General features: G+C 42.6%; 23 protein-coding genes. 11 read left to right on the forward strand and 12 right to left on the reverse strand.

Annotated features, from left to right (window positions below):
- The first annotated feature begins 183 nt into the window (after positions 1-183).
- The gene (locus tag ACS8FC_RS12195; protein WP_439297004.1) at positions 184-1,581 is read left to right on the forward strand and encodes a nicotinate phosphoribosyltransferase; all 1,398 of its coding nucleotides are present in this window, start codon (positions 184-186) and stop codon (positions 1,579-1,581) included.
- Positions 1,575-2,432 (forward strand): SGNH/GDSL hydrolase family protein, encoded by an 858-nt coding sequence (locus ACS8FC_RS12200; RefSeq protein ID WP_439297005.1) that lies wholly within the window; start codon positions 1,575-1,577, stop codon positions 2,430-2,432. The genes ACS8FC_RS12195 and ACS8FC_RS12200 overlap by 7 nt, the downstream gene beginning before the upstream one ends.
- Positions 2,433-2,544: 112 nt before the next feature.
- Here the strand turns inward: ACS8FC_RS12200 and ACS8FC_RS12205 are convergent, their stop codons facing one another.
- Together ACS8FC_RS12205 and ACS8FC_RS12210 are read right to left on the reverse strand one after the other, a co-directional pair.
- Positions 2,545-2,823 (reverse strand): type B 50S ribosomal protein L31, encoded by a 279-nt coding sequence (locus tag ACS8FC_RS12205; protein ID WP_058369928.1) that lies wholly within the window; start codon positions 2,821-2,823, stop codon positions 2,545-2,547.
- 450 nt (positions 2,824-3,273) lie between these two features.
- Positions 3,274-3,711 carry a COG4315 family predicted lipoprotein gene (locus ACS8FC_RS12210; RefSeq protein WP_299221809.1) on the reverse strand — a complete coding sequence of 146 codons (438 nt, stop codon included), beginning with the start codon at positions 3,709-3,711 and terminating at the stop codon, positions 3,274-3,276.
- A 583-nt stretch (positions 3,712-4,294) separates the two neighbouring features.
- Between ACS8FC_RS12210 and ACS8FC_RS12215 the strand changes: the two genes are divergently transcribed.
- Positions 4,295-5,890 carry an FAD-dependent oxidoreductase gene (locus ACS8FC_RS12215; RefSeq protein ID WP_439263510.1) on the forward strand — a complete coding sequence of 532 codons (1,596 nt, stop codon included), beginning with the start codon at positions 4,295-4,297 and terminating at the stop codon, positions 5,888-5,890.
- 140 nt (positions 5,891-6,030) lie between these two features.
- Here the strand turns inward: ACS8FC_RS12215 and ACS8FC_RS12220 are convergent, their stop codons facing one another.
- Positions 6,031-6,723 (reverse strand): LOG family protein, encoded by a 693-nt coding sequence (locus tag ACS8FC_RS12220; RefSeq protein WP_439263511.1) that lies wholly within the window; start codon positions 6,721-6,723, stop codon positions 6,031-6,033.
- Positions 6,724-7,157: 434 nt separating this feature from the next.
- Here ACS8FC_RS12220 and ACS8FC_RS12225 point away from each other — a divergent pair, with 434 nt between their 5' ends.
- The gene (locus ACS8FC_RS12225; protein WP_439263512.1) at positions 7,158-8,135 is read left to right on the forward strand and encodes an alpha/beta hydrolase family protein; all 978 of its coding nucleotides are present in this window, start codon (positions 7,158-7,160) and stop codon (positions 8,133-8,135) included.
- Between the two features lie 31 nt (positions 8,136-8,166).
- Here the strand turns inward: ACS8FC_RS12225 and ACS8FC_RS12230 are convergent, their stop codons facing one another.
- A complete protein-coding gene (locus tag ACS8FC_RS12230; protein ID WP_439297006.1) occupies positions 8,167-8,895 on the reverse strand; it encodes a 3'-5' exonuclease in 729 nt (242 codons plus the stop codon).
- Between the two features lie 250 nt (positions 8,896-9,145).
- On the opposite strand from ACS8FC_RS12230, the gene ACS8FC_RS12235 reads away from it, so the two are divergent.
- Positions 9,146-9,736, forward strand: coding sequence for a M23 family metallopeptidase (locus ACS8FC_RS12235; protein WP_439297007.1), 591 nt, complete (start codon positions 9,146-9,148; stop codon positions 9,734-9,736).
- Here the strand turns inward: ACS8FC_RS12235 and phoR are convergent.
- The 3 genes from phoR to dtd form a co-directional block, all read right to left on the reverse strand.
- Entirely contained in the window at positions 9,733-10,833 is a 1,101-nt protein-coding gene (gene phoR, locus ACS8FC_RS12240) for a phosphate regulon sensor histidine kinase PhoR (RefSeq protein ID WP_439297008.1), read from the reverse strand. The genes ACS8FC_RS12235 and phoR overlap by 4 nt on opposite strands.
- Positions 10,834-10,904: 71 nt before the next feature.
- A complete protein-coding gene (phoB, locus tag ACS8FC_RS12245; RefSeq protein WP_439297009.1) occupies positions 10,905-11,609 on the reverse strand; it encodes a phosphate regulon transcriptional regulator PhoB in 705 nt (234 codons plus the stop codon).
- A gap of 129 nt (positions 11,610-11,738) precedes the next feature.
- The gene (dtd, locus tag ACS8FC_RS12250) at positions 11,739-12,191 is read right to left on the reverse strand and encodes a D-aminoacyl-tRNA deacylase (protein ID WP_439263522.1); all 453 of its coding nucleotides are present in this window, start codon (positions 12,189-12,191) and stop codon (positions 11,739-11,741) included.
- Between the two features lie 118 nt (positions 12,192-12,309).
- Between dtd and asd the strand changes: the two genes are divergently transcribed.
- A complete protein-coding gene (gene asd / locus ACS8FC_RS12255; RefSeq protein ID WP_439263524.1) occupies positions 12,310-13,149 on the forward strand; it encodes an archaetidylserine decarboxylase in 840 nt (279 codons plus the stop codon).
- A 127-nt stretch (positions 13,150-13,276) separates the two neighbouring features.
- Here asd and ACS8FC_RS12260 read toward each other — a convergent pair whose 3' ends face one another.
- The 4 genes from ACS8FC_RS12260 to fadB all read right to left on the reverse strand — a co-directional run bounded on the left by ACS8FC_RS12260 (position 13,277) and on the right by fadB (position 18,336).
- Positions 13,277-13,879 carry a DUF1287 domain-containing protein gene (locus ACS8FC_RS12260; RefSeq protein WP_439297010.1) on the reverse strand — a complete coding sequence of 201 codons (603 nt, stop codon included), beginning with the start codon at positions 13,877-13,879 and terminating at the stop codon, positions 13,277-13,279.
- 91 nt (positions 13,880-13,970) lie between these two features.
- A complete protein-coding gene (locus ACS8FC_RS12265) occupies positions 13,971-14,546 on the reverse strand; it encodes an isochorismatase family protein (protein WP_439263528.1) in 576 nt (191 codons plus the stop codon).
- Between the two features lie 251 nt (positions 14,547-14,797).
- The gene (gene fadA, locus ACS8FC_RS12270) at positions 14,798-15,970 is read right to left on the reverse strand and encodes an acetyl-CoA C-acyltransferase FadA (protein ID WP_439263530.1); all 1,173 of its coding nucleotides are present in this window, start codon (positions 15,968-15,970) and stop codon (positions 14,798-14,800) included.
- A gap of 206 nt (positions 15,971-16,176) precedes the next feature.
- The gene (gene fadB / locus ACS8FC_RS12275) at positions 16,177-18,336 is read right to left on the reverse strand and encodes a fatty acid oxidation complex subunit alpha FadB (protein WP_439297011.1); all 2,160 of its coding nucleotides are present in this window, start codon (positions 18,334-18,336) and stop codon (positions 16,177-16,179) included.
- A gap of 603 nt (positions 18,337-18,939) precedes the next feature.
- Here fadB and ACS8FC_RS12280 point away from each other — a divergent pair.
- A complete protein-coding gene (locus tag ACS8FC_RS12280) occupies positions 18,940-19,986 on the forward strand; it encodes a polyprenyl synthetase family protein (RefSeq protein WP_439297012.1) in 1,047 nt (348 codons plus the stop codon).
- 200 nt (positions 19,987-20,186) lie between these two features.
- The gene (locus ACS8FC_RS12285; protein WP_439297013.1) at positions 20,187-21,005 is read left to right on the forward strand and encodes a DUF72 domain-containing protein; all 819 of its coding nucleotides are present in this window, start codon (positions 20,187-20,189) and stop codon (positions 21,003-21,005) included.
- A gap of 111 nt (positions 21,006-21,116) precedes the next feature.
- Here the strand turns inward: ACS8FC_RS12285 and ACS8FC_RS12290 are convergent, their stop codons facing one another.
- Positions 21,117-21,749 carry a superoxide dismutase gene (locus tag ACS8FC_RS12290; RefSeq protein WP_439297014.1) on the reverse strand — a complete coding sequence of 211 codons (633 nt, stop codon included), beginning with the start codon at positions 21,747-21,749 and terminating at the stop codon, positions 21,117-21,119.
- A 468-nt stretch (positions 21,750-22,217) separates the two neighbouring features.
- Between ACS8FC_RS12290 and rdgB the strand changes: the two genes are divergently transcribed.
- The 3 genes from rdgB to clpP all read left to right on the forward strand — a co-directional run bounded on the left by rdgB (position 22,218) and on the right by clpP (position 25,882).
- Positions 22,218-22,853, forward strand: a complete 636-nt coding sequence (gene rdgB, locus ACS8FC_RS12295) for an RdgB/HAM1 family non-canonical purine NTP pyrophosphatase (RefSeq protein WP_439297015.1) — start codon at positions 22,218-22,220, stop codon at positions 22,851-22,853.
- Positions 22,854-23,341: 488 nt separating this feature from the next.
- Positions 23,342-24,685 carry a trigger factor gene (tig, locus tag ACS8FC_RS12300; protein WP_439263539.1) on the forward strand — a complete coding sequence of 448 codons (1,344 nt, stop codon included), beginning with the start codon at positions 23,342-23,344 and terminating at the stop codon, positions 24,683-24,685.
- Between the two features lie 585 nt (positions 24,686-25,270).
- On the forward strand, positions 25,271-25,882 hold the full coding sequence (gene clpP, locus ACS8FC_RS12305; RefSeq protein ID WP_439263545.1) for an ATP-dependent Clp endopeptidase proteolytic subunit ClpP: 612 nt from the start codon (positions 25,271-25,273) through the stop codon (positions 25,880-25,882).
- Positions 25,883-26,030 lie beyond the last annotated feature (148 nt).

Raw genomic sequence — 26,030 nt, forward strand, 5'->3', positions numbered from 1 at the left:
CCGTTTAGTTCATTATTTAAGTGATTACTAACCGACAAAATTCTATATGATTTTATGAGCGTTCTTTCACAAATTTTTATTCTATAGGTTTTAGCGCCCAAGCTGATAGACGGCAAGGGCTAATCGTCGCAGCTGTTTTTTTATTAGCGCAGCTGCGACATATCAAAGCAGAGGAGTTCTGTGATGTACACCAGCAATTTGAACAATCTAATTCTTAACAGTGACAGCTATAAAACCTCACATTGGGTGCAATACCCAACTGGCAGTGAGTATCTGTCCAGCTATATCGAAGCTCGCGGTGGCGACTATGAGGTGGTGTTTTTCGGCTTACAAGCTTTTATTAAAGAATACTTAAGCACCCCTATTACTCATCAGGATATCGATGAAGCCGAAACGGTGATTCATGCTCACGGTCTAACGTTCAATCGTGCGGGATGGGAGCGTCTGGTCGATAAGCATGGCGGTTATTTACCTCTACGTATCGAGGCTGTGCCTGAAGGTAGCATCGTGCCTGTGTCCAACGTAGTCTGCCAAATTACCAATACTGATCCTGAGTTTTATTGGTTACCAAGCTATATCGAAACTGCCCTGCTGCGCGCCATCTGGTATCCTTCAACCGTCGCTAGTGTGTCACATTATTGCAAAGGTGTTATCCGCCGTGCGTTAGAAAAGTCTGCCGATAATTCAGAATCACTCATTTTCCGTTTGCATGATTTTGGCTCACGTGGCGCTTCTAGTCATGAGTCGGTAGCGCTCGGTAGCTTAGCGCATTTGGTTAATTTCGCTGGTACTGATTCTATGGCTGCTTTGGTTGCTGCTAGTCGTTGGTATCAAATGGGCAATGATATGCCAGCGTTCTCCATTCCTGCCGCTGAACACAGCACTATGACTGCCTGGGGCCGTGATGGAGAGGCCGCTGCTTTTGCCAATATGATTGAACAGTTCGGTGGCAAAAATAACGCCTTTTCAGTGGTCTCTGATAGCTATGACTTATGGAATGCCATTGATAATATCTGGGGCGATGCGTTAAAAGACGATGTCAAAAATATGGGTGGTACCTTGGTTATTCGACCAGACAGTGGCGAGCCGGCCAAAGTCGTACGTGAGGCACTGGAGCGCCTAGCAGTAAGGTTTGGTACCAGGCTTAACAGCAAAGGCTATAAAGTCTTGCCTGATTACGTACGTATCATCCAAGGCGACGGCATTAGCCCGCAAAGTTTAGGTAAAATCATCGATGTCGTGATGAAGGCTGGCTTTAGCGCAGAAAACATCACCTTTGGTATGGGCGGCGGCCTGTTGCAACAAGTCAATCGCGATACGATGAACTGGGCTATGAAAGCCAGCGCCATCTGTATCAATGGCGTATGGAAAGACATCTATAAAGACCCCGTCACCAGCCATTCTAAACGCTCAAAAAAAGGCCGCTTAGCGCTGATAAAAGACGATAACGGACAAATAAAAACCATAAAAATAGATGATTTAAATACTGATACAGCTAACCTGTTACGTGATGTCTATATCGATGGCAAACTGCTCGTGGAAGACAGTCTCACTAGTATACGGGAGCGCGCAGGATGGTAGCTCCTCTTAAAATGTCAGCCATTGCCAAAGATGTATTACTCGCCCCTATTTACTTATATCAAGGTCACAAAGTCAAACGCGACACTGTGCGCCTTCCTGAACCAGATGGCGAAAGACACGGTCATATTCAATTAGGTGACTCTCAATTACGTGACTCTGCTAAAATGGCAGTAAGTAAGATTACAAGAACGCTAAGCTTAATGATCGTTGGGGACTCTGCAGCCGCTGGTGTTGGTAGTTTAACGCAGCAAGAAGCGCTTGCTGGCAAGTTGATACCTGCCTTGCAGCAACAACCAGTCATTAACGCTCATTTCGATGCACTAAACTGGGAGTTGCAAGCGACAACGGGACATACCAGTTTCGATATTTTGCGCCGATTATATATTCTACCTACTCCCAGCCAGCCAGTTGATATTATGGTTTTGAGTGTCGGCGTTAATGATACGACCTCCAACGTCTCTACAGCAAAATGGCAACAGCAACTTGAGCAAATCATTACCATTGCTCAGCGTAAGTTTGGCGTACAAACACTTATTTTCTCAAGCCTACCACCGATGGCGCAGATGCCTGCTTTACCGTCACCGCTTAATAACTTTATCGGGGCAAAAGCCACGAAGCTCGACCAAGTATTGCAGGATGTTTGTGCCAAATATAATGATGTACATTATATGGCAGCAAACTTTACGCTAATGACAGAAAAGCATGCCAACGGTACCCCTATCGATAGCGCCACTATGTTTGCCAGCGACGGCTTTCATCCCAGTAGCTTAACGTATGGCTTTTGGGCACAGCAGTTGGCAGAGCTGATTGCGCAACTGCTTGAATCTCAGCTTGATGAGCATAGCAAATAAAAGCCTTTGTCCAATAAGCCACTTAAACTACGTTTAAAAAACGTAAAAAAACCGCTGAATTATCAGCGGTTTTTTATTACTTGGCAAAATAACTTGACGCAATAAGCGCAAATTACTCAGCAGAGTCAGCGGCTTTTTTACTACGGCCACCAAACGCGCCAAAGCGTTTGTTGAAGCTTGCAACACGACCTTCAGTAGAAGTTTTACGCTGCTCACCAGTATAAAAAGGATGCGATGCACTTGAGATATCAAGTGGATAATATGGGTATTCTTTACCTTCATATTCACGAGTCGCTTTAGTCTTAGCTGTTGAGCGCGTCAAAAAGAACACGTCAGCATTAGTATCATGGAACAAAACTTCTTGGTAATCAGGATGGATATCTTTACGCATAATAAGCTCTCTATGTCCGATGCATGCTTAACATCATTGACCAATGGTCAGATGATTGCATACGTAACTGAGGCACTAAGGACATGTACAAATCTGGCAACTGCGTCACTGGCTTATTCCAGCACTCAGCACCATATCTTTGCTCTCTTAGCCTTCCCCAGCGGGAAAATTAAACCGCGATTTTAACGGTTTTTGGTATTTGATGCAAGCAGCATGTAAGTCCTCAGTACTTATACTGCTAGCAACAATGAGCGCATAGTCCATGATATCACAGCTTCAAACAGCGCTATCATAATCGATGTCTCTACCTCGACTAATGGCGATCTGATAGAAAAAGTAGAATAAATTTAATTGCTTATTATCTGCTTTGGCCCAGCGCTGTACGTGACAAGCGTTTTATAAAAAAGACAGCCACTATGGTGACTGTCTTCTTATTATTTGCATTACGCTTTATTTGGTTGGAATAATATGCCAAACGCCAAGCTTATTGTCGCCGTCTTTGTCACCCACTTTGGTATCATTGGCATAAAAATATAATGGTTTACCATTCATGGCCCATTGATATTTACCGTCTTCACGTTGAAAAGCAGCAAACTGACCAGAAGCCTTGGCATTACTAGGTGCCATAAATGCAGGCCAAGCTACCAAGCAAGCACTACCACATTCTGATTTATTCATCGAATCTTTATCAAAAGTATATAAAGTCATATGATTGGTTGCATCAACCAGCATACCGTTTTTACTCGCCACTGGTACAGTGTTATTGCTCGTCGCTTGCACATCATGCATACCTGATGTGTCATTGCCAAATACGTTGTTTAACGTAGAGCACCCTGTGAGCGTCAAAACTCCTGTCAACGCAGACAACATAAGAATATTTTTCATCATAACTTCCTTGTAATTAAAAACAATATGGGTTCAAATTTATATGTCTCTTTTTACTTGTGGTCTTTTATCTTAGCGTTTGTTTAGCGATGTCTTTAACCATACAATATACGCCTAAATCCGACTGCAAGCGTCTCAATATAGCATACGCTACAAACCTGTCGTTTCCATTAGAATATAATTTTACAAAAGCGCCTTAAACTTACAAATTAATTAAAAACGTCCATTTTTTATTATTCAAATACCATATAGGTATTTTTTGATAAAGTTTTGATATTGCCTGCTCATTTAAAATGTCCTGTTTAAACCGTACATTCCATCACTGTTTGTTGACAAAATTAATGCATCAAATTACGTATTTACCGTCATGTTCATTACAGATTTTCGTAAAATAACACCATAGAATGTAAGTATGGCTAAACAATTAAAAACATGACTCTCACGACTTCATATATGTGTTGAACTTGGTAGTTAGCATACACATATCAGTACATACCATACATTCAACCAGATACTTCTAACGAAATTTTAACGAATACGCTGAATACGGTCTCAAGATGAGACTATCAAGGATATGACAACGACAATGACTCAAACTTTTATTAAAGATCAATCAAAATTAGCCTTAGGCGATGCTTTATCTCAGACAGCAAAGCTCAATACCCCTGCTAAACGTGTGGGTATATTAGGTGGTGGTACAGCAGGCGCAACGATTGCTATTCGTCTTGCAGCCTTAGGGCTTGAAACTTATTTGTTTGAAAAGAAAAAATCCTTAATTGACGGTCCGCCAATGTGCCATTTGCATGCAGGTGGCAACTTGTACCGCGAAATACCTGACGAAGACTGCGTCGCACTCCTTGAACAATGTATCGATATTTTGCGCCTTTATCCTTATACCATTGATGTACGCCCGACTGTATTTGCAGTGCCGACACGTGATGAAGGGCTACCTGAAGACTTATTGCCGCGCCTTGATATCTTAACAGACGCTTATCGTGAGCTTATCGCGCAAGATGCTAATAACAAAGTATTGGGCGAGCCTGACAATTACTATCAACTATATAGTCATGAAAAGATGATCGAGCTTTCTGAACAAGAGCAAGTTGCGGTACCAGAGACAGTTGATGAATGGATGATACCCGTTGCTAAATATTTGGACTTAAATAAAGTTAAGTTTCCACTGATTGTTGTACAAGAATATGGCTGGAACATTTTTCGTTTAGCAGCATCTGCGCAGCTAGCATTAGAAGAATACAATCATGCTCATGTCTTTACTGACACACAAGTTAAGCAAGTGATGCCAGTCGATTGTGAGAATTGTACAAATGCGGATCATCATGTTACCAAGTGGCGTATTGACTACCAGCAGGCTAATGCATCACAAACGGAAGCGGTTGAAGTCGACTACCTAGTGAATGCCTGTGGTTTTCGTACTGGAGTTATCGACGATATGGTCGGGGTTAAAGTCACGCGTATGGTTGAATTTAAATCCTCTTATATCACGCGCTGGGATGATGCAGGCGGGCAAATACCAGAGATTATTGTCTATGGTAATCGAGGCACACCAGAAGGTATGGCACAGCTCACGCCTTACCCAGATGGTTATTTTCAAATTCATGGTATGAGTAAGGCGATTACTTTGTTTAATGATGGTTTAGTTGCTTCTAATAAAGGTAGCGCCCAGCCTAAGTTACCGCAGCAATATGTACACTATATCGAAGATGGCTGGGACAAAGCCCCATTACAAGCACGTAGCCAGCAAGCGATTGAATATGTGGCTGAGTTTGTACCGACGTTTAATAGTGCACGTACCATTGGTAATGCGTTATATGGAGGACAACAAATCCCGGGCAAGGATGACACATTACGAGTGGCTGATGTAAGCTTATATTCTAATATACGCTACGCGCGCGCTGAAAACGTCAAAGCCTCATCAACCTTGATTGCCGCTGATCAGATCGTTCATGAATTAACACAGCTTGGACTGATCGCAAACGATACTGCTGAGGATCGTCGTCGTTATGCGCACGAATGGACTTATCTTGTACATAACGACAGTACAGCTGTTGATAATGTGGCACGCGTACTGGCTGAGGAGCGTGGGTTTCCTCAAGCTATGGCTGGTGTCAATCGCAGTATTCGTGAAGCCACTTTAGCAAATTTGGCGTCTAACACAATATAATATATCACTCCAACTCACACAGGTAAGAAAATACAAAAAAGGAGCAGATGACCAAATACTGGTTGTCTGCTCCTTTTTCTATCCTGCTATATAACTACTAATAATGAATACAGGCTATCTTACTTATCAATTGATTGACCTTATGATACTTGGCTTTCATTTCCAGCCATCTTCTCTGTATCAACCGCATCTTCTATCGTTACTAGTGTCTGTAGTAAGTCGATTGCTTCGTTGATAGTATTGCACACCACCAAACGATCGAGATCTTGCTGCTTCATAAAGCCTTGCTCAGTGGTATATTTTAAATGCTCAATCATACGATCATAAAAGCCATTAATATTGAGAATAATCATCGGTTTTTCGTGCTGATACAGCTGACGCCATGTGGCAATCTCCATTATCTCTTCTAATGTCCCAAGCCCGCCTGGCAACGTAATAAAAGCGTCTGCGTACTCTGCCATGACCGTTTTACGTGTGTGCATCGTATCAGTCAGATGCAGCCGTGTTAGCTGGTCATGCGCAATTTCATGTTTGAGCATAAACGTTGGAATCACACCGACAGCTTGTGCCCCGCCTTTGATAACTTCGTCAGCCACTGAGCCCATAAGACCAATACTGGCACCACCATATACCAAGCCCATACCGTTTTTTGCCAAGGCTTGTCCCAACTCACGTGCTGCTTGCTCATAAATATCACTATTGCCCAAACGCGAACCGCAATAGACTGCGACCAATGGCATAGTCAACGCTGATTTATCTACTGCCTTTTCAATATGTGCAATATCTTGGCTGGTCAATACTTCATAAGTGTCATTGTTAATTTTCATTTGCATAAAGCGCCCCTAATTTTGTATGGATTATCATTTGTGTGTATGACTATATTAAACTGTTTTAATAATTGTGTGCTTTGAACAAATACATTGCTCGCAGCTGATACCAAGTGTGTTTATTTTTCATTGTAGATAGAGTGTTGTCGATGCTCTGTTAATTACGCATAATAAACATAAATTGGTTTCACGTCTATTTTCGGACTTTGGAATATATAAACGATGAAAGATAATGTTAGATAAAGAGATACAACCAAGCATTTGTCTTGCTAGCATTCCTCTTAGCATAAGCTATGTTAATGGCTAATAACAACTTTTTATCACTGACGTATAATGACCAATCTTGGTAATAATACGCTGTACTTACAAGTATGCTAACCTTTACAGCATATCATTTATTAATAATCATCGCTTATTGGTACACATCATAAGGTATGGCAATGCATCAAAACCAAACACCACTTTCTGCAAATAAACAAGAGCGCATGTCTGCCACGCCTCTTGATACTACAAGCAACGCTCCATTAGAGACGAAGGTTACAAGTATCGATACTTATGCGTTGACCATCATATCTGATCGCAATCGAGCGTTAGCAGCGACCGTCTACCGTCCTAAAACTTCTGTAAACACAGCCGTGATGATCGCGCCAGCGACTGGTATCAAACGTCAGTTCTATCACAGTTTCGCGACTTTTTTAGCAGAGCAAGGCTTTGGAGTACTAACCTTTGATAATGAAGGTATTGGTGAGTCGCTGACGACCGATTTGACCAAATGTGATGCCTCTCTTATCAGTTGGGGGCGACATGATATGCCAGCCGCCCTCGATGCCTTACAAGATGAGTTCGGTAATGCCACTTATCACCTGATTGGCCATAGCGCAGGCGGTCAGCTGATTGGCCTTATGCCCAACTATGCCTCTATTGCTTCAGTTTTTAATGTCGCTTGTTCATCAGGGCGCATTAAAAATATGGACATGCCTTATAAGCTCAAGGCCATGGGTTTTATGGACGCCTTTATTCCACTCACTAACTTAACCTTAGGCTACACCCCAGCTGATAAAATCGGTATGGGCGAGCCGCTACCGCGCGGCGTAGCTCGTCAGTGGCGCGCGTGGTGCAATGGCGCAGGCTATATCAAGACCGCCTTTGGCAAAAGTGTCCACACGCATTTTTATGCTGAGATTAGCATGCCAGCATTATGGCTCGGCTTTAGCGATGATGACATTGCCAATAGTAAAAACATGGATGACATGATTCGCGTATTTACCAAAATGCCAATCGAAAAACGCATCTTTGATCCAAAAGACTTTGGCCTAAACAGCATTGGACACATGCGCTATTTTAGTAGTAGAACCAACGCTAAAGCTCCTAAACTGTGGCAAATGGCAGTGGATTGGCTAAACGAGCAATCACAATAAATATAATGCATCTTATATTCAAACCGCTTATTTATTTGTTGATGCTATTAGCCTCTTCTGCCCTGAGGCGCTTAGTCAAAGCAGAATGCAATGACGGTGTCATGTTATGAATGTTGCCTAGCATCCACTTAACGTAACCAATAGGTACTTCTTTAATAAGCTTGCCTTTATACTTACCAAATGGCATCTTCGCGACTGGGTTGGCGGTGTTCGAAATCTTGTGCGCTGTCTCAAAATCTATGGGCTTGATTTGTAGGCGCTCACAGCAAGCTTGGTAAAGCAAATAACACATGCGCGCATCACCTAGTGCATCATGTGCAGCAATGGTCATTTTGCTGGCTTCCTCTTGTCCCAATAACTGCTCAATACATTTGGACTGCCCATAATAGCGCCATTCTGGAAAAGCGACGCGCGCCAGTCGCACGGTACAAATCAGCTTAGCAGACGGCCTACCGATCACTCGCCAATCAAAGCGTACGTTATGGCCAATCAGATACTGCGGCAAGTCAAATTCATCCAATTCAAAACGCTCAAGTCCAGCGACATCATCATCGGTAATGCCATGAACTTTGATCACAATTGGTGATATAGGACGGCCACTGTTAAAGTATTTCATCCACTCAAACCCACTGGCCACATTAATGGTTGCAACTTGGATAGGTCGTGGATCTCGACCTTGGTCGGTTTCAGTATCAATAACAAGCGCAGTATCAGTCATAAAAAACCAGTCATCAGTATTAGTCCCAAAAGAGTCAGTCAAGAATCTAGCCAATTCACTATAAAATCTATGCCAGTAGTAAATTCTTATAAAAGTATCGATTTTTTTCTATACTAACTATAGTATTGTCATATGCATGCTCAGTCTTTATGGGGATAAAAGCGTCATATAACAATGACATACAAACATTAAAGAACAAGGCATCTATAATATTAAGGTGTGTTGTACACTCGACCTTTGTAAATGTCCAACACGATTTAGAGTAAACCACAAAACACAATAAGAGATGTCGATGCCAGTAGATCAAAAAAACCAGCAACCAAAGCCTGCACGTTTGCGCCGTATGCTGAGTGTGTTAATCAAAGCTGCTGTGCTATTGGCCTTATTATTTGTATTCGACAAACTTCTCCCAAGTATCAGTCAACAAACACAGTCCTTTGTCGTCGCAAAATGGCAACAGTTGAGTCTGCTACAACAAGAGTTGCCAACAGAAGATAGCCTGCCAAGTCCACTACCAGATCAGCACCTGACCGATACTTGGGGCGCTGCTCGTAGTCAAGGTCGCACACATGAAGGCATCGATATCTTTGCACCGCGCGGCACACCAGTACAGTCAACGACGCAAGGCATTGTCAGTAAGGTTGGCGAAAATACATTAGGCGGACGTGTGGTGGTGATCGTAGGTCCTGGCGGTGCAGGACATTATTATGCACACCTAGAAGATTATGCTGATATAACTCCCAACGACTGGGTAGATGCTGGTGATATCATTGGCTATGTTGGTGATAGTGGTAATGCCAAAGGTACACCGCCACATGTACATTATGGTATTTATATCAGCGGCAGTGCTGTCAATCCTTACCCACTTTTACAAAAAGACTAAAGCATAGGCTCAGATCGTACATGATTGGTGGGGAACAGCGCACTAAACGTCGACCCTACGCCTTCTGTTGACTCAATTTGTAAGTTTACATCGTATTGATACAAGACATGTTTGACAATTGCTAGACCTAACCCAGTACCGCCCGTAGCACGGCTACGACCACTGTCGATACGATAAAAACGCTCAGTCAACCGCGTGATATGTTGCGGCGCAATACCGATACCATCATCTTCAACAGCAAAGCGACAGCCTTCAGAGGTCTTCGCCCAACTGATTGTAATATTGCCACCTTTTGGCGTATATTTAATAGCATTAATAACCAAGTTGGATAAGGCACTATTTAAGTACATCTCTGACCCGTACAACCCATCGTAGGTGTCTATCTGCAAGTGAATGCTATGATTATATTCTTGGTTATAGGCCTGCGCGTCATCATAGATATGGGTAAGCAGTTTGGTCATATTAATATAATGAAACTCATGCGTCTCTTCAATCTCAATCCGAGACAACAGTAATAAATCATTGACGATTCTATTCATACGCGCTGTCTGCTGGGTCATCAGCTCAAACCCACGCTGCCAATGCGGCGGCATGTCTGGCTGATCTGAAAAGTTTTCGAGATAACCCATGAGGACTGTCAATGGTGTTCTAAGCTCATGTGAGACATTTGCCACAAAGTCGCGGCGCATTTGTTCCAAATGATGCAGGCGAGTCACATCATAGATGATTAATAGTTTTTCGTCCCCAAAAGGGGTGAGCTCACATTTCAAATAACGCTTAGGATCTCGCCAAGATGCCATATGCACACCATCGTTGGGTGTCGTCATGACTTGATAGTACTGGCGAAACTCAGGCACATTGATAAAATCAAAAATACTCCTACCTTTATCCGCTACTTGTAACAATAGCAAATCCTCAGCAGCTTGATTCCACCACTCTAGACTATCATCATCATTGAGCAATATTACGGCGTCTTGTAGAGCGCGTAATGAGCTTCTTATTTTTTTGAGCTGACCCATCACTTCTTGCTGGGTTGCTTGATCTTGCGGGTGCTGTTCTGGCTCGTTTTGTTGCTCGTTTTCTATAGGCATTATCATATCATTCATTACCCTTACGACTATCTACTGCGTTACATTGTCATTCATATGTCGTTCTGTTTAGAACTGGCTCATACTGGTTCAATGAGACTCGAAAACCGATAGCCAGTACCACGAACCGTTTGGATTAAAGTATCGCAGTCGTGGGGTTTTAATAATTTACGCAAACGCCTGATATGCACATCGATCGTCCGATCTTCGATATAAACATTGCCGCCCCATACCTGATCAAGCAGTTGTGTGCGCGTATAAGCACGCTCCGGATGACTCATAAAAAACGCCAATAGCCTATATTCTGTCGGTCCGATATCCACAACCTTATCATTAGCCGTAACGCGTTGGCTTTTAGGATCTAGGCTCAGCTTACCTATCTCGATGGGCTTATCAGCACTCAGCGCACTACTACGACGCAATACCGCTTTAATCCTTGAGATTAGCTCTCGTGTTGAAAAAGGCTTGGTCATGTAATCATCAGCACCAGCATCAAGCCCATGAACTTTACTGTCCTCTTCACTTTTGGCCGTCAGCATAATGACTGGTATCTCAGCAAGCAGCTCATCGCTTTTAAGCATACGACAAAAATCAATACCACTTTTATCTCCAGGTAACATCCAATCTAATAATATGAGCGCAGGACGATGATCAACCACTTGTTGATGCGCCTCTGACACATCAGCCGCTTGCAAGCTGTCAAATCCAGCCATCTCCAATGTCATCACCACCATTTCACGAATCGCAGGCTCATCTTCGACAATCAAAATTTGCTCATTATGCATAGGACAACCTTATTGTTAAGCGCTGAATAATTATATAAGAGGGAAATTTAAGCTAAAAAAGACGGTAAACACTCGTTAATGACCGTCTATTAAACGCGTTAATTATGACAGTTTGATGACATTCGCTCTTTAAACTTCTAACAAAAAGTTTAGAGGCCCATCATTGACGCTATCGATTTGCATATCAGCTCCAAACTGTCCCGTTGCAACGTTGGGATGCTGAGTCTTTGCATAAGCGACTAATTGCTCAAACAATACTTTTGCAGCCTCGGGCGGCATCGCACCGCCAAAGTCAGGGCGTCGTCCTTTGTCTGTTTTGGCCATCAAGGTAAATTGTGATACCAGTAATAATCCGCCACCTACCTGTTGTACATTTTTATCCAGTTTGCCAAGTTTAGCTGGATCAGCTGTATTTTCAAAAACACGATAAGTGACAATCTTATCGATCATACGTTTTGCCTGTTGTAAGTCATCATCGGGTCCTAAGCCAATATATGCCAAGAGCCCATGTTCAATTGAGCCTATACAACATTCATCAACTATAACACTAGCACGGTTTACCCGCTGAATTAGAGCTTTCATAAACTGCTTCCTTAAACAATTATGGTCATACGATTGAGTACTGACCATGGTAAAATATAAATATTTATTATTTCTAACTTTTATTTTCTTATTTTAACAACTACTTTGGTAACCCTTTATGACTTTATTTACCACCATTCAGCAGTTTGTACCGCAGCAAAAACTTAGTAAAGTTGCTGGACGTTTGGCGGCTAGCCGTCATCCAATGGTTAAACGTGCTTTTATTCGCAGCTTTGCAAAAGCATATGATGTAAAGTTGGATGAATACGAACGTCAAAGCTTAAATGCTTACGAGAGCTTTAACGATTTTTTTACCCGTGAACTCAAAGATGATGCTCGTGCTATCGATACTACCGTCCATGGCATTGTAAGCCCTGCTGACGGTATTGTCTCGCAGCTTGGTCAAATTAACGATCATAAGCTACTTCAGGCTAAAGGGCGTTACTACGACATCGGACAGCTACTTGCTGATAGTGATGATGGTAGTTACTTCGCTGATGGTAGTTTTGCTACTGTTTATCTAGCGCCCAGCAACTATCACCGTGTGCACATGCCTTTTACAGGTACCTTGACCAAAACTCGCTATGTGCCAGGTACATTATTTTCAGTCAATAATACCACTGCTGCTAACGTGCCCGACTTATTTGCCCGTAACGAGCGTTTGGTTTGTATGTTTGATACCGAATACGGCAAAGCAGCAGTCGTGATGGTTGGCGCTATGATTGTCGCCGGTATTGAGACGGTAGCGACAGGAAAAATTACCCGTACCGACGATATTCAAGAAGCTGAGCATAGTATGGTGTTGGCTCAAGGTGATGAGCTTGGGCGCTTTTATCTGGGGTCAACCGCCATTGTTATATTGCCTAAAGCTGCAAAAGCTGACTGGCAAGATAATATAATGGCGAACAGCGTGGTACAAATGGGTCAATTACTAGGGGCTGCCCATACGGGAAAATAAATAAAACCCCAATAAAAAACCCAGTCAATAGCATGACACTCATGACACTATTGGCTGGGTTTTGTTTTGCGCCGCATTATCCATCGTTTACACTATGAATAACTTCATATCATCTGTACCAAATGTTTTAGTAACGAAAATGTTTGACAATAGGATAGGTGAAAAGGATATTCTCTTCTTGCGTACCATCTCCAATATTGTGAATAATAAGCGGCGTTCCATCGGCAGTCTTTTTGTTTGAGACGATACCAATATGCGGCACATTGTCTTTTGGCAGTCGCCACGTCACGATATCCCCTGTCTTAAAACTGTCTTTATCAGTGACAGATAGTGATTTTCCATGACGCTCAAAAAACACTTCAAGATTGGCCACTCGGCGATGATCAATATTGTTATCCGGTGACTTTAATCCCCAATTCTTTGGATATTCTGACCAATTTGACTTCATGTCGTGATTGACCAGCTGCTGTAAATCTATATTTTGCAAACGATAAGCACGTACGATGACATCGGTACTTCTCCCCGTTTTCATCGGTACATCACCACGTGGAAAGTCCAGTTTTTGATAAGTGGCGTCATAATTGACTGTCACGCCGATTTGTTTTTTGGCATCTGCTGCCAGCTTGCTACCACTGCTGTTAGGACTGGCAGCCATCACTGGTTGTATCATCATTATTAAAAATACAACTGCTAAGAGCGGTTTAAAACCGTACTGCTTTACCCTATTCATCTTTTATGCCTTATATTGTCTATTTTTAATAAAATCTGACTAGGCACTTCATTATCTAGATTGTTTAATAACTACCTTTAACGATAATTGACTACTTAATCAGATTACTAATAGTCTTAAATGCAGGGTCGCGACTTGTGCGACATAGCTCAAACAATATGGTCTCAACCGTAGTAATTACCCCACCTGCGCGGCGAATACGCCGTATGGCTTGTTTTTTATCATATGGAAAGCGTGATCCTACCGCATCACCAACGATGACTGGTTGCATGCCATTATCCAGTAAATCTAACGCCGTTTGCATGACACACACATGCGTCTCAACGCCAAATAGTAGAACGATACTACGGTTTTGCTGCGCCAAATAATGCCATGAATCATCGTTGTCGCAAGCGCTAAATGTAACTTTTTCAAAACTTTTAGCATTATCACCTTCTAATAGCTCAAAAACTTCAGGTAACGTATCACCGAGACCTTTTTTATATTGCTCATTAAGCATAATAGGGATATCAAGGGCCTGTAGACCTTTTATCAACGTTGTTATTTTTTTGACGATGTTTTCGTGATCATAAATGTGCGGCGTTAGGCGCTCTTGCACATCGATAAGCATTGCTTGCGTGTTTTCACGAGCGATGCGATAAGTACGATCGGTAATCATAGTGGCCATATTGAGTACACTCCTTGTACGTTTGTAGCACATCGCTACAGACTAAATGATTGATTTGTTGTTATTTGATATACGCTCATTTAGTCATATTTCGTCCGGTGCGTCAATAAACATAATCTTTATTAACAACTTATGAACGTTATGTCATAGATGGTTTTTGATTGTTTACACACAAACAAGCCTCCAGTTATTTAACCGAAGGCTTGGGTTAGCATATTTAAATTTTACAAAACGACTGCTATTTCAAAATCTTAAACACGCTCAATCACGGTCGCGATACCTTGACCTAGACCGATACACATGGTTGCAAGGCCAAGCTCAGTGTCAGACTGCTCCATAGCGTTTAATAAGGTAACCGTGATACGAGCACCCGAACAGCCTAGTGGATGACCTAGAGCAATGGCACCGCCATTGATGTTGACGATGTCTTGCTTGTCAGTCAAGTTCAAGGCTTTAAGTACTGACAAGCCTTGCGCTGCAAAGGCTTCGTTTAGCTCGATGGTTTGCATATCATCGATGCTCATACCAGCGCGCTTAAGTGCTTTGTTCGTGGCAGGTACAGGGCCATAACCCATGATAGCGGCATCACAACCAGCAACAGCCATGCTGCGAATACGAGCACGAGGCTTAAGACCTAAATCTTTAGCTTTTTGTGCGCTCATTACTAGCATTGCTGACGCACCGTCAGATAGGGCAGATGAAGTAGCAGCAGTCACTGTACCGCCTTTAGGATCAAAGGCTGGACGTAGCTTTTGCATTTGCTCCATTGTCGCATCTGGACGAATCACTTCATCAACAGTACATAGTTGCAGACGACCAGCGGCATCATGACCTTCGATACCGATGATTTCATTGTCAAAACGACCTTCAGTAGTCGCAGCCCATGCACGGCGATGTGACTCAAGACCGAAGGCGTCTTGCTCTTCACGGGTAATGTTATTCATACGACCAAGCATTTCAGCTGTCAAACCCATCATGTTTGAGGCTTTTGCATAATGCTTAGAGGCTGCTGGGTTTAGATCCACGCCATGCATCATACCAACGTGACCCATGTGCTCAACGCCACCAATGATAAATACATCACCTTGGTTGGTCATAATTTGCGCCGCTGCCGTATGTAGCGCCTGCATAGAAGAGCCGCATAGACGGTTGACCGTTTGACCGCCAGCGGTCTTTGGAATACCAGCCAGCAGACCAATATTACGACCGATGTTCAGACCTTGCTCAAGCGTCTGGTTGACACAGCCCCAAATAATATCTTCGACATCGTTGGTATCGAAATCGTTACGCTCTACCAAAGCACGGACCAATTCCGCTGAGATGTTATCAGCGCGAACATGGCGAAACATACCGTTTTTAGATTTTCCCATGGCTGAGCGTACACCGTCTACGATGACCACATCTTTTGGACTTAAAGTTGTCATACTATCTTCCTTTTCAATTTTTATTGTCAGTGTTATCAGTTCGCTTTGATACTAGATACGATATGTACTTGTATACCTAACTTTTTAGGGCTAGAAACAAATTGAACCGAACAAAACGGTACGCTTGCTGTTCACTTTCTCGATATAGCCATTGCTATCAGCGATACTTGCAAACGCACCCCACTTATCCTTATACGGTATGCTCGTTACGCTGTGGCGTAAAAAGTCTCACCTGCAGCTGCCATGTCGCGAATCTTTTGCGGGGCTTCATAGGCTTTGCCAAGGTGTGCGTACTTTTCACACAGTGCCAAGTAGTTATCTAGACCCATTTGGTCGATATAACGGCAAGGACCACCGCGGAACGGCGGGAAACCAACACCCATGATCATCGCCATATCAGCCTCACTTGGCGTGCTGACGATGTTGTCTTCTAGGCAGCGGACGGTCTCATTACAGAAAGCCAGCATGGTGCGGTCGATGATGGTTTGATCATCAAACGCTTGCGTGTCGCTATCTGTGGTGGTTTTTAACAGCTCGTAAGTGGCGTCGTCAGCGACTTTCTTTGGCTTACCGCGCTTGTCTGTTTCGTACTTATAGAAACCAACACCGTTCTTTTGACCTAGACGCTCATTGTCATACAGATGCTGAATCGCGCCCTTATAATCAGGCTTCATACGGTCAGGGAAGCCTTCCGCCATGACTTCTGCGCCGTGCACACCAGTGTCTAGACCGACCACATCAATTAAGTAAGCAGGACCCATTGGCCAGCCAAATTTCTCCATGACTTTATCAACATGGACAAAGTCAGCACCTTGCTTAAGCAATAAATCAAACGCACCAAAGTATGGGAACAATACGCGGTTCACTAAGAAACCTGGGCAGTCATTTACCACAACTGGCACTTTACCCATTTTTGAAGCTAGCGCGACAGTGGTCGAAATCGCTTCTTCAGATGACTTCTCGCCGCGGATAACTTCTACTAATGGCATACGGTTTACTGGGTTAAAGAAATGCATACCGACGAAGTTTTCAGGACGCTCAAGTGCTTCGGCTAAGAAAGTAATAGAGATAGTCGAGGTGTTTGACGCTAGGATACAATCGTCTTTTACTAGACCCTCTACTTCTTTTAGTACCGCACGCTTGACGTTCGGATTCTCTACTACCGCTTCGATAACGATGTCAGTTTCAGCAAAGTCACCATAGTTAAGGGTTGGACGAATACGGCTCAAGGTTTCACCCATTTTCGCTGGGGTCATTTTACCGCGATCAACCATCTTGCCTAATAGCTTGCTGGCTTCGCCCATACCAAGATCTAATTGCTCAGACTTGATATCTTTCATAATAATTGGCAAGCCCTTGCTCGCTGCCTGATAAGCGATACCGCCGCCCATGATACCAGCACCCAATACAGCCGCTTCATTGATATCATGTGCTTGCTTGCTGTGCTGCTTCGCTAATTTTTTAACCAATTGATCATTTAAGAATAGACCAACCAAGCTTTCTGCTTGTGGCGTTTTCGCCGCTTTAGCGAAATAAGTCGCTTCCACTTCAATTGCTTTATCACGTGGCAGATTTACATGCTTTTCAATCGCTTCAATAGCAAGCGCAGGCGCTGGGTACTGCTTAGGATTAGCTTTGGCAAAGATCATACCTTTTGCGCTGTTAAACGCCATCGCTTGTTCAAGCTGATTTAATTTAACAGGCTCAAGCTTCTCTTCACGCTTCGCTTGCCAATCAAGCTCACCTGAGATACATTTTTTGACTAGGTCAATTGCCGCATCTTGTAAGTCATCAGCAGGTACGGTCGCATCAACCAAGCCTAGCTTTAAGGCATCCAACGCTTTTTGGGGCTTACCAGTCGCGATGAGCTCAAGCGCGTTATCAATACCGATTACACGTGTACTACGAACCGTACCACCAAAACCTGGGAAGATACCCAATTGAGTTTCTGGTAGACCGATAATCGCTTTGTCACTCATGACGCGATATTCGCAAACTAAGGTCATCTCACAACCACCGCCAAGCGCCGCGCCATTGATAGCAGCTACTTTCGGGAACGGTAAGTCTTCAAAGCGATTAAAAGTATCGTTAATACCAACGACCCACTCTTTAATCTCACTTTCTGGCTTCTTAAATGAGCCGACGAATTCAGTGATGTCAGCACCAGCGATAAAGACGCCTTTGCTTGAAGTGACGATTAAACCTTTGACGTCATCAGACTTTTCAAGTGCACTGACCGCTTCAGTAAACTGCTTATTGGTTTCGGCATCGAACTTGTTCACGCTCTCATTTTCGGCGTTGTATTGCATGTTGGCGATGCCATCCTCTAGCATTGTCACCGTGATGCGATTTCCTTGATATACCATTTGAAACTCCTTGCTATGTAATAAAAGCTATGTAATAAAGATCAAATTATAAAAGCTACGTTTTAGAATGAAAATAACTAGCTAATGGTTGTAAATAAAACGAATAAAATTACTGTCAATTTATAAGTCTACAACCCAACGACTGATAAAAGACAGTGATGATGTGTTTATTATTTTGCGCTCATTGATATGGCGCTTGGTTATACTGTTTTGACGTCATTTAGTGTAGGGGATTATGCCCCCAACTGTCACAAGCTAATATCAGACTCACAAGTCACTATTAACATTAATTGATAACATCCAAACTCGTCAACCAATCACTGACATCTACCTTGTACTTTATACCTTGTCACTAGTTTTTTTATATGCGTATTAGTTTGTGAATTCTAAATACCATCTATTTGATTGAGCAACAGTACCAAGACGTGTGATTACTTCATCAAAACACATTCAACCTATAAGTTAAATCACCAATACGTAACCAAAATAAAACAGCGCTTAGCATATACGCATAAGCCATATCAGCTATCATGTTACACTGGCTTGTTATCTATTTTTATTCACGTATTCTCTATTTTTATTTATATGGTGGTTGGTTGAGTTATGTCTGTTTCTACTGCGCCTCGTTTTGTTCCTTTTACCAATTTTGAGCACTTTTATAGCACATTACGCGCACAGTTAGCGCAAGATATTGACGTATTATTTGCTTATGCAAACTTACCAAGTCCGCTTGATGACGCATGTCGTTATGTGATGACTGGACAAGGCAAATTGGTACGACCTTTATTAGTGGCCAGTAGTTTTGTCAGTATTGATGCCAGTATAAATGTAGATGGTGAAGCAGATATTGAGACAGATGATTTATTTGACATCTCAAATTTAACAGATCACGTAAAAATCGCTGACTTACAATCACTGCTAGAAAACGACTCAGATTATGACATGTGTCGCCGCGCTGCATTGGCTGTAGAGCTATTGCATACGTATTCATTGGTCCATGATGACTTGCCATGCATGGATGACGATGAGCTGCGCCGAGGCCAGCCAACTTGTCACATTGTGTTTGACGAAGCGACGGCACTACTGGCGGGTGATGTATTGCAAACTTTGGCCTTTGAGGTTTTAACCGCAGAGCTGCCTACCTTCGCGCCTTTTGATTCAGACATTGCAAGCCAGCTATTGGCCGTGTTTGCACCGCGCGCTCGCCGCATGGTCTCAGGTCAAATGCTGGATCTGAATGCTGAAGCGCGTACTAATATTTCTCAAGAAGAACTAGAAGCCATTCACCGCGACAAAACTGGCGCGCTGATCGAAGCGGCAATGCTAATGGGTGGAATTTGTGCTGGAGCAACGGCTTTGCAGCGTATGGCATTACAAGAATGCGCGCAGCATATTGGACTGGCCTTTCAAGTGCAAGATGATATCTTGGACGTCACTACAACCACCGACGCCTTAGGCAAACCCGCTGGTAGCGATGAAAAACTAGACAAATCTACCTATGTCAAATTAATGGGCGTGAGCGCTGCCAAAGACTACGCCCAATCATTATTTAATAATGGACAAGCCGCTATCACTCGCGAGCTTGGTGGTGATGCAGATGATAATGCATTATTAGCATTGATAGAATGGTTATGGTCGCGTAAAAAATAATACAGTCAACTCAATATAGAAACGATATAGCGTGACTGGTATGAATTTTTTGCAGCCTCTGTCGGCGTAGGCACAGCAAACAAGGAAAATTTATACCAGTCACACGTCATAAAACCATGTATCTGTTTTATTTGATCTTGACTATAGATTAAAAACTCCGTTAAAACTTTAATCATCAAAAACAGCAAAGAGTGGTCAACATGGAAAGTACCCCTATTCCGCGTATTTACCTTGGCACTGGCGGCTATAGCGATACTGACTTATTAGGTACGTTGTATCCAACAGGCACTAAGAAGGCTGACTTCTTACGGGAGTATGCCAAGCAATACGGTGCGGTAGAGATTAACAGCACTTTTTATGCACCTATTGGCCAAAAAGCTTTTGCTGGGATGGTCAATAAAGCGTACGTGCAAGCAGACAGTCAGTTAAAGTTTGCCGTCAAGCTGCATCAAGACTTTACTCATGCCCGTAAAGGCACAGCGGAGCACGCACAATCTTTTCTTAATGCCTTGACGCCGCTAATCGAAGCTGATGCTCTTGCGCCTCTATTACTTCAATTCCCGCATGGATTTGATCGTACTCGCGAGCATCGGCTTTATCTAGCCAATCTTGTTAGCTGGTTTCAAGATTATCCACTAGCAGTCGAGTTTCGTCATAACGCATGGCACACCCCGCAAGTGGTCGATAGCTTTAAAGAACAAGGTCTGATTTGGTGTAGCGTCGATTATCCCAAAGTCAGCGGATTACCGCCGTCACGGCTGATATTTACCGAGCGCACTGGCTACCTGCGGATGCATGGCAATAATTTAAACTGGTGGGATGCCATGAGTGCCGCCGACCGCCATGATTATCGCTACTCTGAGTCTGAGATGCAGGACTGGGCGCAAGCCATTGCCAATCAGCGTCAGCATTTTGATACGCTGTATATCTTCTTTCAAAACACCGTTAAGGCTCATGCTTATTATAATATTGCGATGCTTAGGGATGCTTTGGATAAGTTTGGATTTGAGGTACTTTGATATTTAAACCATATGAAAAGCAATTAACGCCACATAGTTTTATGCTTTAAACCAAAAAAAAGGACGCCTCTCAGCGTCCTTTTTTTATTTACTCGTCAAGTCTAAAAATGCTTACTTACCTTCAACACCTGCATCTTGACCTTTGTATTTAGCGTTTGCGTAGTCCCAGTTCACTAGCTTGTCTAGGAACGTATCGACATAGTCAGGACGACGGTTACGATAATCGATGTAGTACGCGTGCTCCCATACATCACAAGTCAATACCGCGACTTTATCATGAGCCAATGGGTTATCAGCATCGCTGGTCTTCATAATAGATAGTTTGCCACCGACTTTATCAGTTACAAGCCATGCCCAACCTGAACCAAACTGTGACGTTGCTGCGTTTTTGAACTCTTCACGGAACTTATCATAGCTACCGAAATCTTCTTCGATTTTACCTTTTAGATCACCAGTAGGTTCGCCGCCACCATTGTTTGGCGTCATGCAGTTCCAGTAGAACGTATGGTTCCAAACTTGCGCTGCTTGGTTAAACATAGTCTGCTTGCTATCGTCTTTCGCAGTCGCTTCGATGATCTCTGGCAACGTTTTGTCTTCTAGGCCAGAACCTGGTAGCAAGTCTTTTAATTTATTCACATAAGCTGCGTGATGCTTATCATGGTGATACTCTAACGTTTCGGCACTGATATGTGGCTCAAGTGCGTCTTTTGCATAAGGAAGATCTGGTAGTTTAATATTTGACATAGTTATTTTATCCTTGCTTATTTGGCCACTCATATTTTGTGTATATCAAACAAGACACCACAAAATACCGAGCTAAATTGGCTGAGTTTATTGTTAATGAATGAACGTTATTGCTTGATGTGCTAGTGCCCATCAGGATGAATCTAAAGACTAATTTAATCAAATTAGCGAAAACATTGTTATTCACTTAAAAGCCAAGTGATTGACTTAAAAGCTATTATTAACTCTAAATTCACAAGCTATAAGCTATAATTCACTGTAGCTTGCCAGCTATTATAGCAAAGCATTCACACAATATCAGTTACTGAATGTTATAAGCTTTATTGATAGTATCTTGTTTCGTGCACATTCTATTAAACTATAGAGTCGGGCGTACAATAAAACCATTAGATTACGACGCAGGACTAATGTTGTTTTTTAACTTTATAACTATTAATCATATATGACTATCAATGACGGATATATTTTATGAGTCCAGCTTTACCATTACCCAAAACTACTCAAAACCAGTGGGTGCTTGCCAGTAATAATAAAGGCAAGCTGGCAGAATTTAAAAGACTCTTCGCTGAAGCCAACTTAGACGTTACTATCGTACCGCAAAGGCAGTTAGAGATTGAGGACGCTATCGAGGATGGTTTGAGCTTCGTTGAAAACGCCATTATTAAAGCGCGTCATGCCAGCCGAATCAGCGGACTGCCAGCTATTGCTGATGACTCAGGCTTATGTGTGCCAGTCTTAGGAAATGCACCAGGTATCTATTCAGCGCGCTACGCAGGCGAACATGGCAACGATGTCAAGAACAACGCCAAGCTTGTCACTGACTTGCTTCCTATCCGTGATGAGCAGCCAGATACACCCATTAAAGGTATGTTCGTCTGCGTACTGGCAATGGTACGTCATGCTGATGACCCGCTGCCGATTATCGCCCAAGGTCTATGGCATGGGGAAATCTTGGAGGCGCCGCATGGTGACGGCGGCTTTGGTTATGATCCGCTGTTTTGGTTACCCAAGCTGCAAGCAACTGCCGCAAGCTTAAGTGCCACTGACAAAAACAGCATCAGCCACCGCGGGCAAGCTATCCAGCAGTTATTAGAGCAGTTATAGCTATTTATATAATGGCTACTGACATAAATAGCGCTCGTTCTTTTTACGATAATAGGTTTTTAGTCTTAACTTTCTGTACTTGTTTATTAATGCTTTTTTATTAGTGCTTTTGTCTATTAGTACTTTTGCTTACCGTCCATCCTGACAGATAGCTTTTACTTTAATTAACAGATAGATTATACTGTTCTACTTTTAAAATTTTATTACAAGATTCTGGTCGACTGTACCATTTATAAAAGCACAATGTTTATAAAAGCCTAACGTATGAAAGTGCAATAGTCATTGCAGCGCTTTTGGTAGAGAAGATTGGTCTTGGATTATCGATATTGGATACTAGATGGTGTTATTTGCACTATTTGATGACCGACTTATCAGTATCGAAATATAAGTATTTTAGTACCCCTATTCATTCCAATGGCAATCGGCATAACCCTTATATATCTAGAGGGGCGATTGCCTGTTATTTTAATCATAAAGGTGTAATTAACATGGCTACAGATTTACAAGTCACAACCAACAAGCTGTCGGAAAAAGAAACCCAGCTGACGGTGAAAGTTCCTGTTGAAAAAATTCAAAACAAAGTTGAAGGCCGTATTCGTCAAGTTGCGAAGACTGCCAAGATTGACGGTTTCCGTAAAGGTAACGTCCCTATGTCTCATATCCGTTCACAGTATGGTGCTGGTATTCAGCAAGAAGTGATCAATGATGTGATTCGCGATACCGTGTTTGAAGCAATCAAATCTGAAGACATTCGCGCCGTTGGCATGCCAAACATCGATGATGTCAAATTAGAAGACGACTTCTTAGTTTATCAAGCGACTGTTGAAATCTTCCCAGAAGTCGACGTCCAAGGTATCGATGAGATCGAAGTTGAGCGCCATACCGCGACTGTTAAAGATGAAGACGTCGATACTATGATCGAAAACTTGCAAAAGCAGCGTCAAGAGTTCGTCGAGAAAAAAGGCATGGCAGCCAAAGACAATCAAGTGACTTTCGACTTTGAAGGTTCAATTGATGGTGAGAAGTTCGAAGGTGGCTCAGCTGAGGACTTTAAATTGGTTATCGGTAGCAACCAGATGATCCCAGGTTTTGAAGCTGGCATCAAAGGCATGAAAGCTGGCGAAGAAAAAGTCATTGACGTAACTTTCCCAGAAGACTATCAAGCTGAAAACCTAGCGGGTAAAGAAGCTCAGTTCAAAATCAATGTAAAATTGGTCGAAAAATCAAAACTACCTGAAATCGACGACGAGTTCCTTGAGCTATTTGGCGTGACTGAAGGTGGCGTTGACAAGCTAAAAGAAGACGTACGCAAAAACATGGAACGCGAAATCAAAAACGCAGCGCGTAGCCAAGTTAAGCAAGCGACTTTTGATGCGCTACTAGAAAAGAACGAATTTGATGTACCAAATGCGATGCTAGAGCAAGAAATCGAACGTCAACGCAACATGATGATGCAGCGTTTTTCTCAGCAGTTTGGCGCTAATGCTGATAGCTTTGATAAAGACATGCTGCCAAATGAGCTATTTGAAGAGCAAGCGTTACGTGCAGCCCGTCTTGGTATCATCGTGGCCCGTGTTATCGACACACAAAACCTTGAAGTAGATCAAGAGCGCGTTGAGACCTTCATCAAAGAAGCTGCAGAAAACTATGAAGACCCAAGTGAGGTCATCGAGTACTACACCAATGATAAACAGCAACGTGCAAACATTGAGTCTGTCGTATTAGAAGACCAAGTGGTTGATTATCTCATTGATCAAGGTAACGTCACTGACAAAGAAGTTAGCTACCAAGACTTACTAGCGGCTCAGCAACAACAGCAACAAGCTATGTAAATTAGCGTTCTCACGCTATTGATCTAGAGTGTAACAAGAATGCCCTAACGGTTTGTTGGGGCATTTTTATTCGTGGTTTATGAGGCTGCCCCTTGATAATTGAGCGCAAACACCCTATCAATAGGGAATCATTCTTTGTACAACCATCTAAGTTGTTATTATGAGTCACGCTGTCCGTTTAATCGCTACTTTTTAGGATTTGTATAAACGCAAACGTAGAGACGCAATTATTTTAGGCGTCTAATTATCGGGTACTGCTATTAATTATTATTAAAGTTAACTGAAAATTAATACAGCCTCATAATTAAACCAGTTATCATGGCGTCAGTTGTTGTTAATTACTATGGCTAATGATTACAAAGCATTTATATCGAACAAGGCGTAATACTTAATAACGCTTACATATTATTGTCTGATACACTATTTTGCATCTCACTATTAGACTGTAGCACGATAAACCCTTAGCTCATTTTGTAACTCTATTTTATACACTTATTTATAGGACATTTTATGACAGATTATGATCGCATCACCGCCAACCCTCATTTTGATATGTTAATGAGTGCACATAACGATGTGCAAAGCATGCAAAATGCACCTCAAGCAGCATTGGTACCGATGGTTGTAGAACAGTCGTCACGCGGTGAACGCTCTTTTGATATCTTCTCGCGCTTGCTCCGTGAGCGTGTGATCTTTTTGACAGGTCAGGTTGAAGACCACATGGCCAATCTAATCGTGGCACAGCTGCTATTTTTAGAAGCTGAAAACCCTGATAAAGATATCCACTTATATATTAATTCACCAGGTGGTTCAGTCAGTGCAGGTTTGGCTATTTTTGATACTATGAATTTCATTAAGCCTGAAGTATCGACTATTTGTATGGGCGGTGCTTACAGTATGGGTTCTTTCCTATTGGCTGCTGGTCAAAGAGGCAAGCGCTATGCACTAGCCAATTCTCGCGTAATGATTCACCAGCCTTCAGGTGGTGCTCAAGGTCAGGCAACAGATATCGAAATTAACGCGCGTGAAATTCTAAAAACTCGCGCACGCTTAAACGAGATTTTGGCTGAGCGTACTGGTCAACCAGTAGAAAAAATCGAAAAAGACGTTGAGCGTGACTTTTGGTTAGATGCTAAAGAAGCAAAAGAATACGGTCTGGTTGATGAAGTATTAGAACGTCGCCCTGATTCTTTATAAAGACAGCACCTACCCAGCTAGATAGATAGCTATGTGGTATGAAACTAATATTACTATTGCCAACACTCAAATAAACGCAGCAATCAAGTATTAGCATCACGTACATAGGTTTAGCAAGTATAGACAGTACTAGTGATTGAGCGTTAGT

The sequence above is a fragment of the Psychrobacter sp. 1Y4 genome, from assembly GCF_051847555.1.

Excerpts from the sequence above, each read along its gene's own strand:
- ACS8FC_RS12195 (WP_439297004.1), top strand. The coding sequence starts at position 184 with ATGTACACCAGCAATTTGAACAATCTAATTCTTAACAGTGACAGCTAT.
- ACS8FC_RS12200 (WP_439297005.1), top strand. The coding sequence starts at position 1,575 with ATGGTAGCTCCTCTTAAAATGTCAGCCATTGCCAAAGATGTATTACTC.
- ACS8FC_RS12205 (WP_058369928.1), bottom strand. The coding sequence starts at position 2,823 with ATGCGTAAAGATATCCATCCTGATTACCAAGAAGTTTTGTTCCATGAT.
- ACS8FC_RS12210 (WP_299221809.1), bottom strand. The coding sequence starts at position 3,711 with ATGATGAAAAATATTCTTATGTTGTCTGCGTTGACAGGAGTTTTGACG.
- ACS8FC_RS12215 (WP_439263510.1), top strand. The coding sequence starts at position 4,295 with ATGACTCAAACTTTTATTAAAGATCAATCAAAATTAGCCTTAGGCGAT.
- ACS8FC_RS12220 (WP_439263511.1), bottom strand. The coding sequence starts at position 6,723 with ATGCAAATGAAAATTAACAATGACACTTATGAAGTATTGACCAGCCAA.
- ACS8FC_RS12225 (WP_439263512.1), top strand. The coding sequence starts at position 7,158 with ATGCATCAAAACCAAACACCACTTTCTGCAAATAAACAAGAGCGCATG.
- ACS8FC_RS12235 (WP_439297007.1), top strand. The coding sequence starts at position 9,146 with ATGCCAGTAGATCAAAAAAACCAGCAACCAAAGCCTGCACGTTTGCGC.
- phoR (WP_439297008.1), bottom strand. The coding sequence starts at position 10,833 with ATGATAATGCCTATAGAAAACGAGCAACAAAACGAGCCAGAACAGCAC.
- phoB (WP_439297009.1), bottom strand. The coding sequence starts at position 11,609 with ATGCATAATGAGCAAATTTTGATTGTCGAAGATGAGCCTGCGATTCGT.
- dtd (WP_439263522.1), bottom strand. The coding sequence starts at position 12,191 with ATGAAAGCTCTAATTCAGCGGGTAAACCGTGCTAGTGTTATAGTTGAT.
- asd (WP_439263524.1), top strand. The coding sequence starts at position 12,310 with ATGACTTTATTTACCACCATTCAGCAGTTTGTACCGCAGCAAAAACTT.
- ACS8FC_RS12260 (WP_439297010.1), bottom strand. The coding sequence starts at position 13,879 with ATGAATAGGGTAAAGCAGTACGGTTTTAAACCGCTCTTAGCAGTTGTA.
- ACS8FC_RS12265 (WP_439263528.1), bottom strand. The coding sequence starts at position 14,546 with ATGGCCACTATGATTACCGATCGTACTTATCGCATCGCTCGTGAAAAC.
- fadA (WP_439263530.1), bottom strand. The coding sequence starts at position 15,970 with ATGACAACTTTAAGTCCAAAAGATGTGGTCATCGTAGACGGTGTACGC.
- fadB (WP_439297011.1), bottom strand. The coding sequence starts at position 18,336 with ATGGTATATCAAGGAAATCGCATCACGGTGACAATGCTAGAGGATGGC.
- ACS8FC_RS12280 (WP_439297012.1), top strand. The coding sequence starts at position 18,940 with ATGTCTGTTTCTACTGCGCCTCGTTTTGTTCCTTTTACCAATTTTGAG.
- ACS8FC_RS12285 (WP_439297013.1), top strand. The coding sequence starts at position 20,187 with ATGGAAAGTACCCCTATTCCGCGTATTTACCTTGGCACTGGCGGCTAT.
- ACS8FC_RS12290 (WP_439297014.1), bottom strand. The coding sequence starts at position 21,749 with ATGTCAAATATTAAACTACCAGATCTTCCTTATGCAAAAGACGCACTT.
- rdgB (WP_439297015.1), top strand. The coding sequence starts at position 22,218 with ATGAGTCCAGCTTTACCATTACCCAAAACTACTCAAAACCAGTGGGTG.
- tig (WP_439263539.1), top strand. The coding sequence starts at position 23,342 with ATGGCTACAGATTTACAAGTCACAACCAACAAGCTGTCGGAAAAAGAA.
- clpP (WP_439263545.1), top strand. The coding sequence starts at position 25,271 with ATGCAAAATGCACCTCAAGCAGCATTGGTACCGATGGTTGTAGAACAG.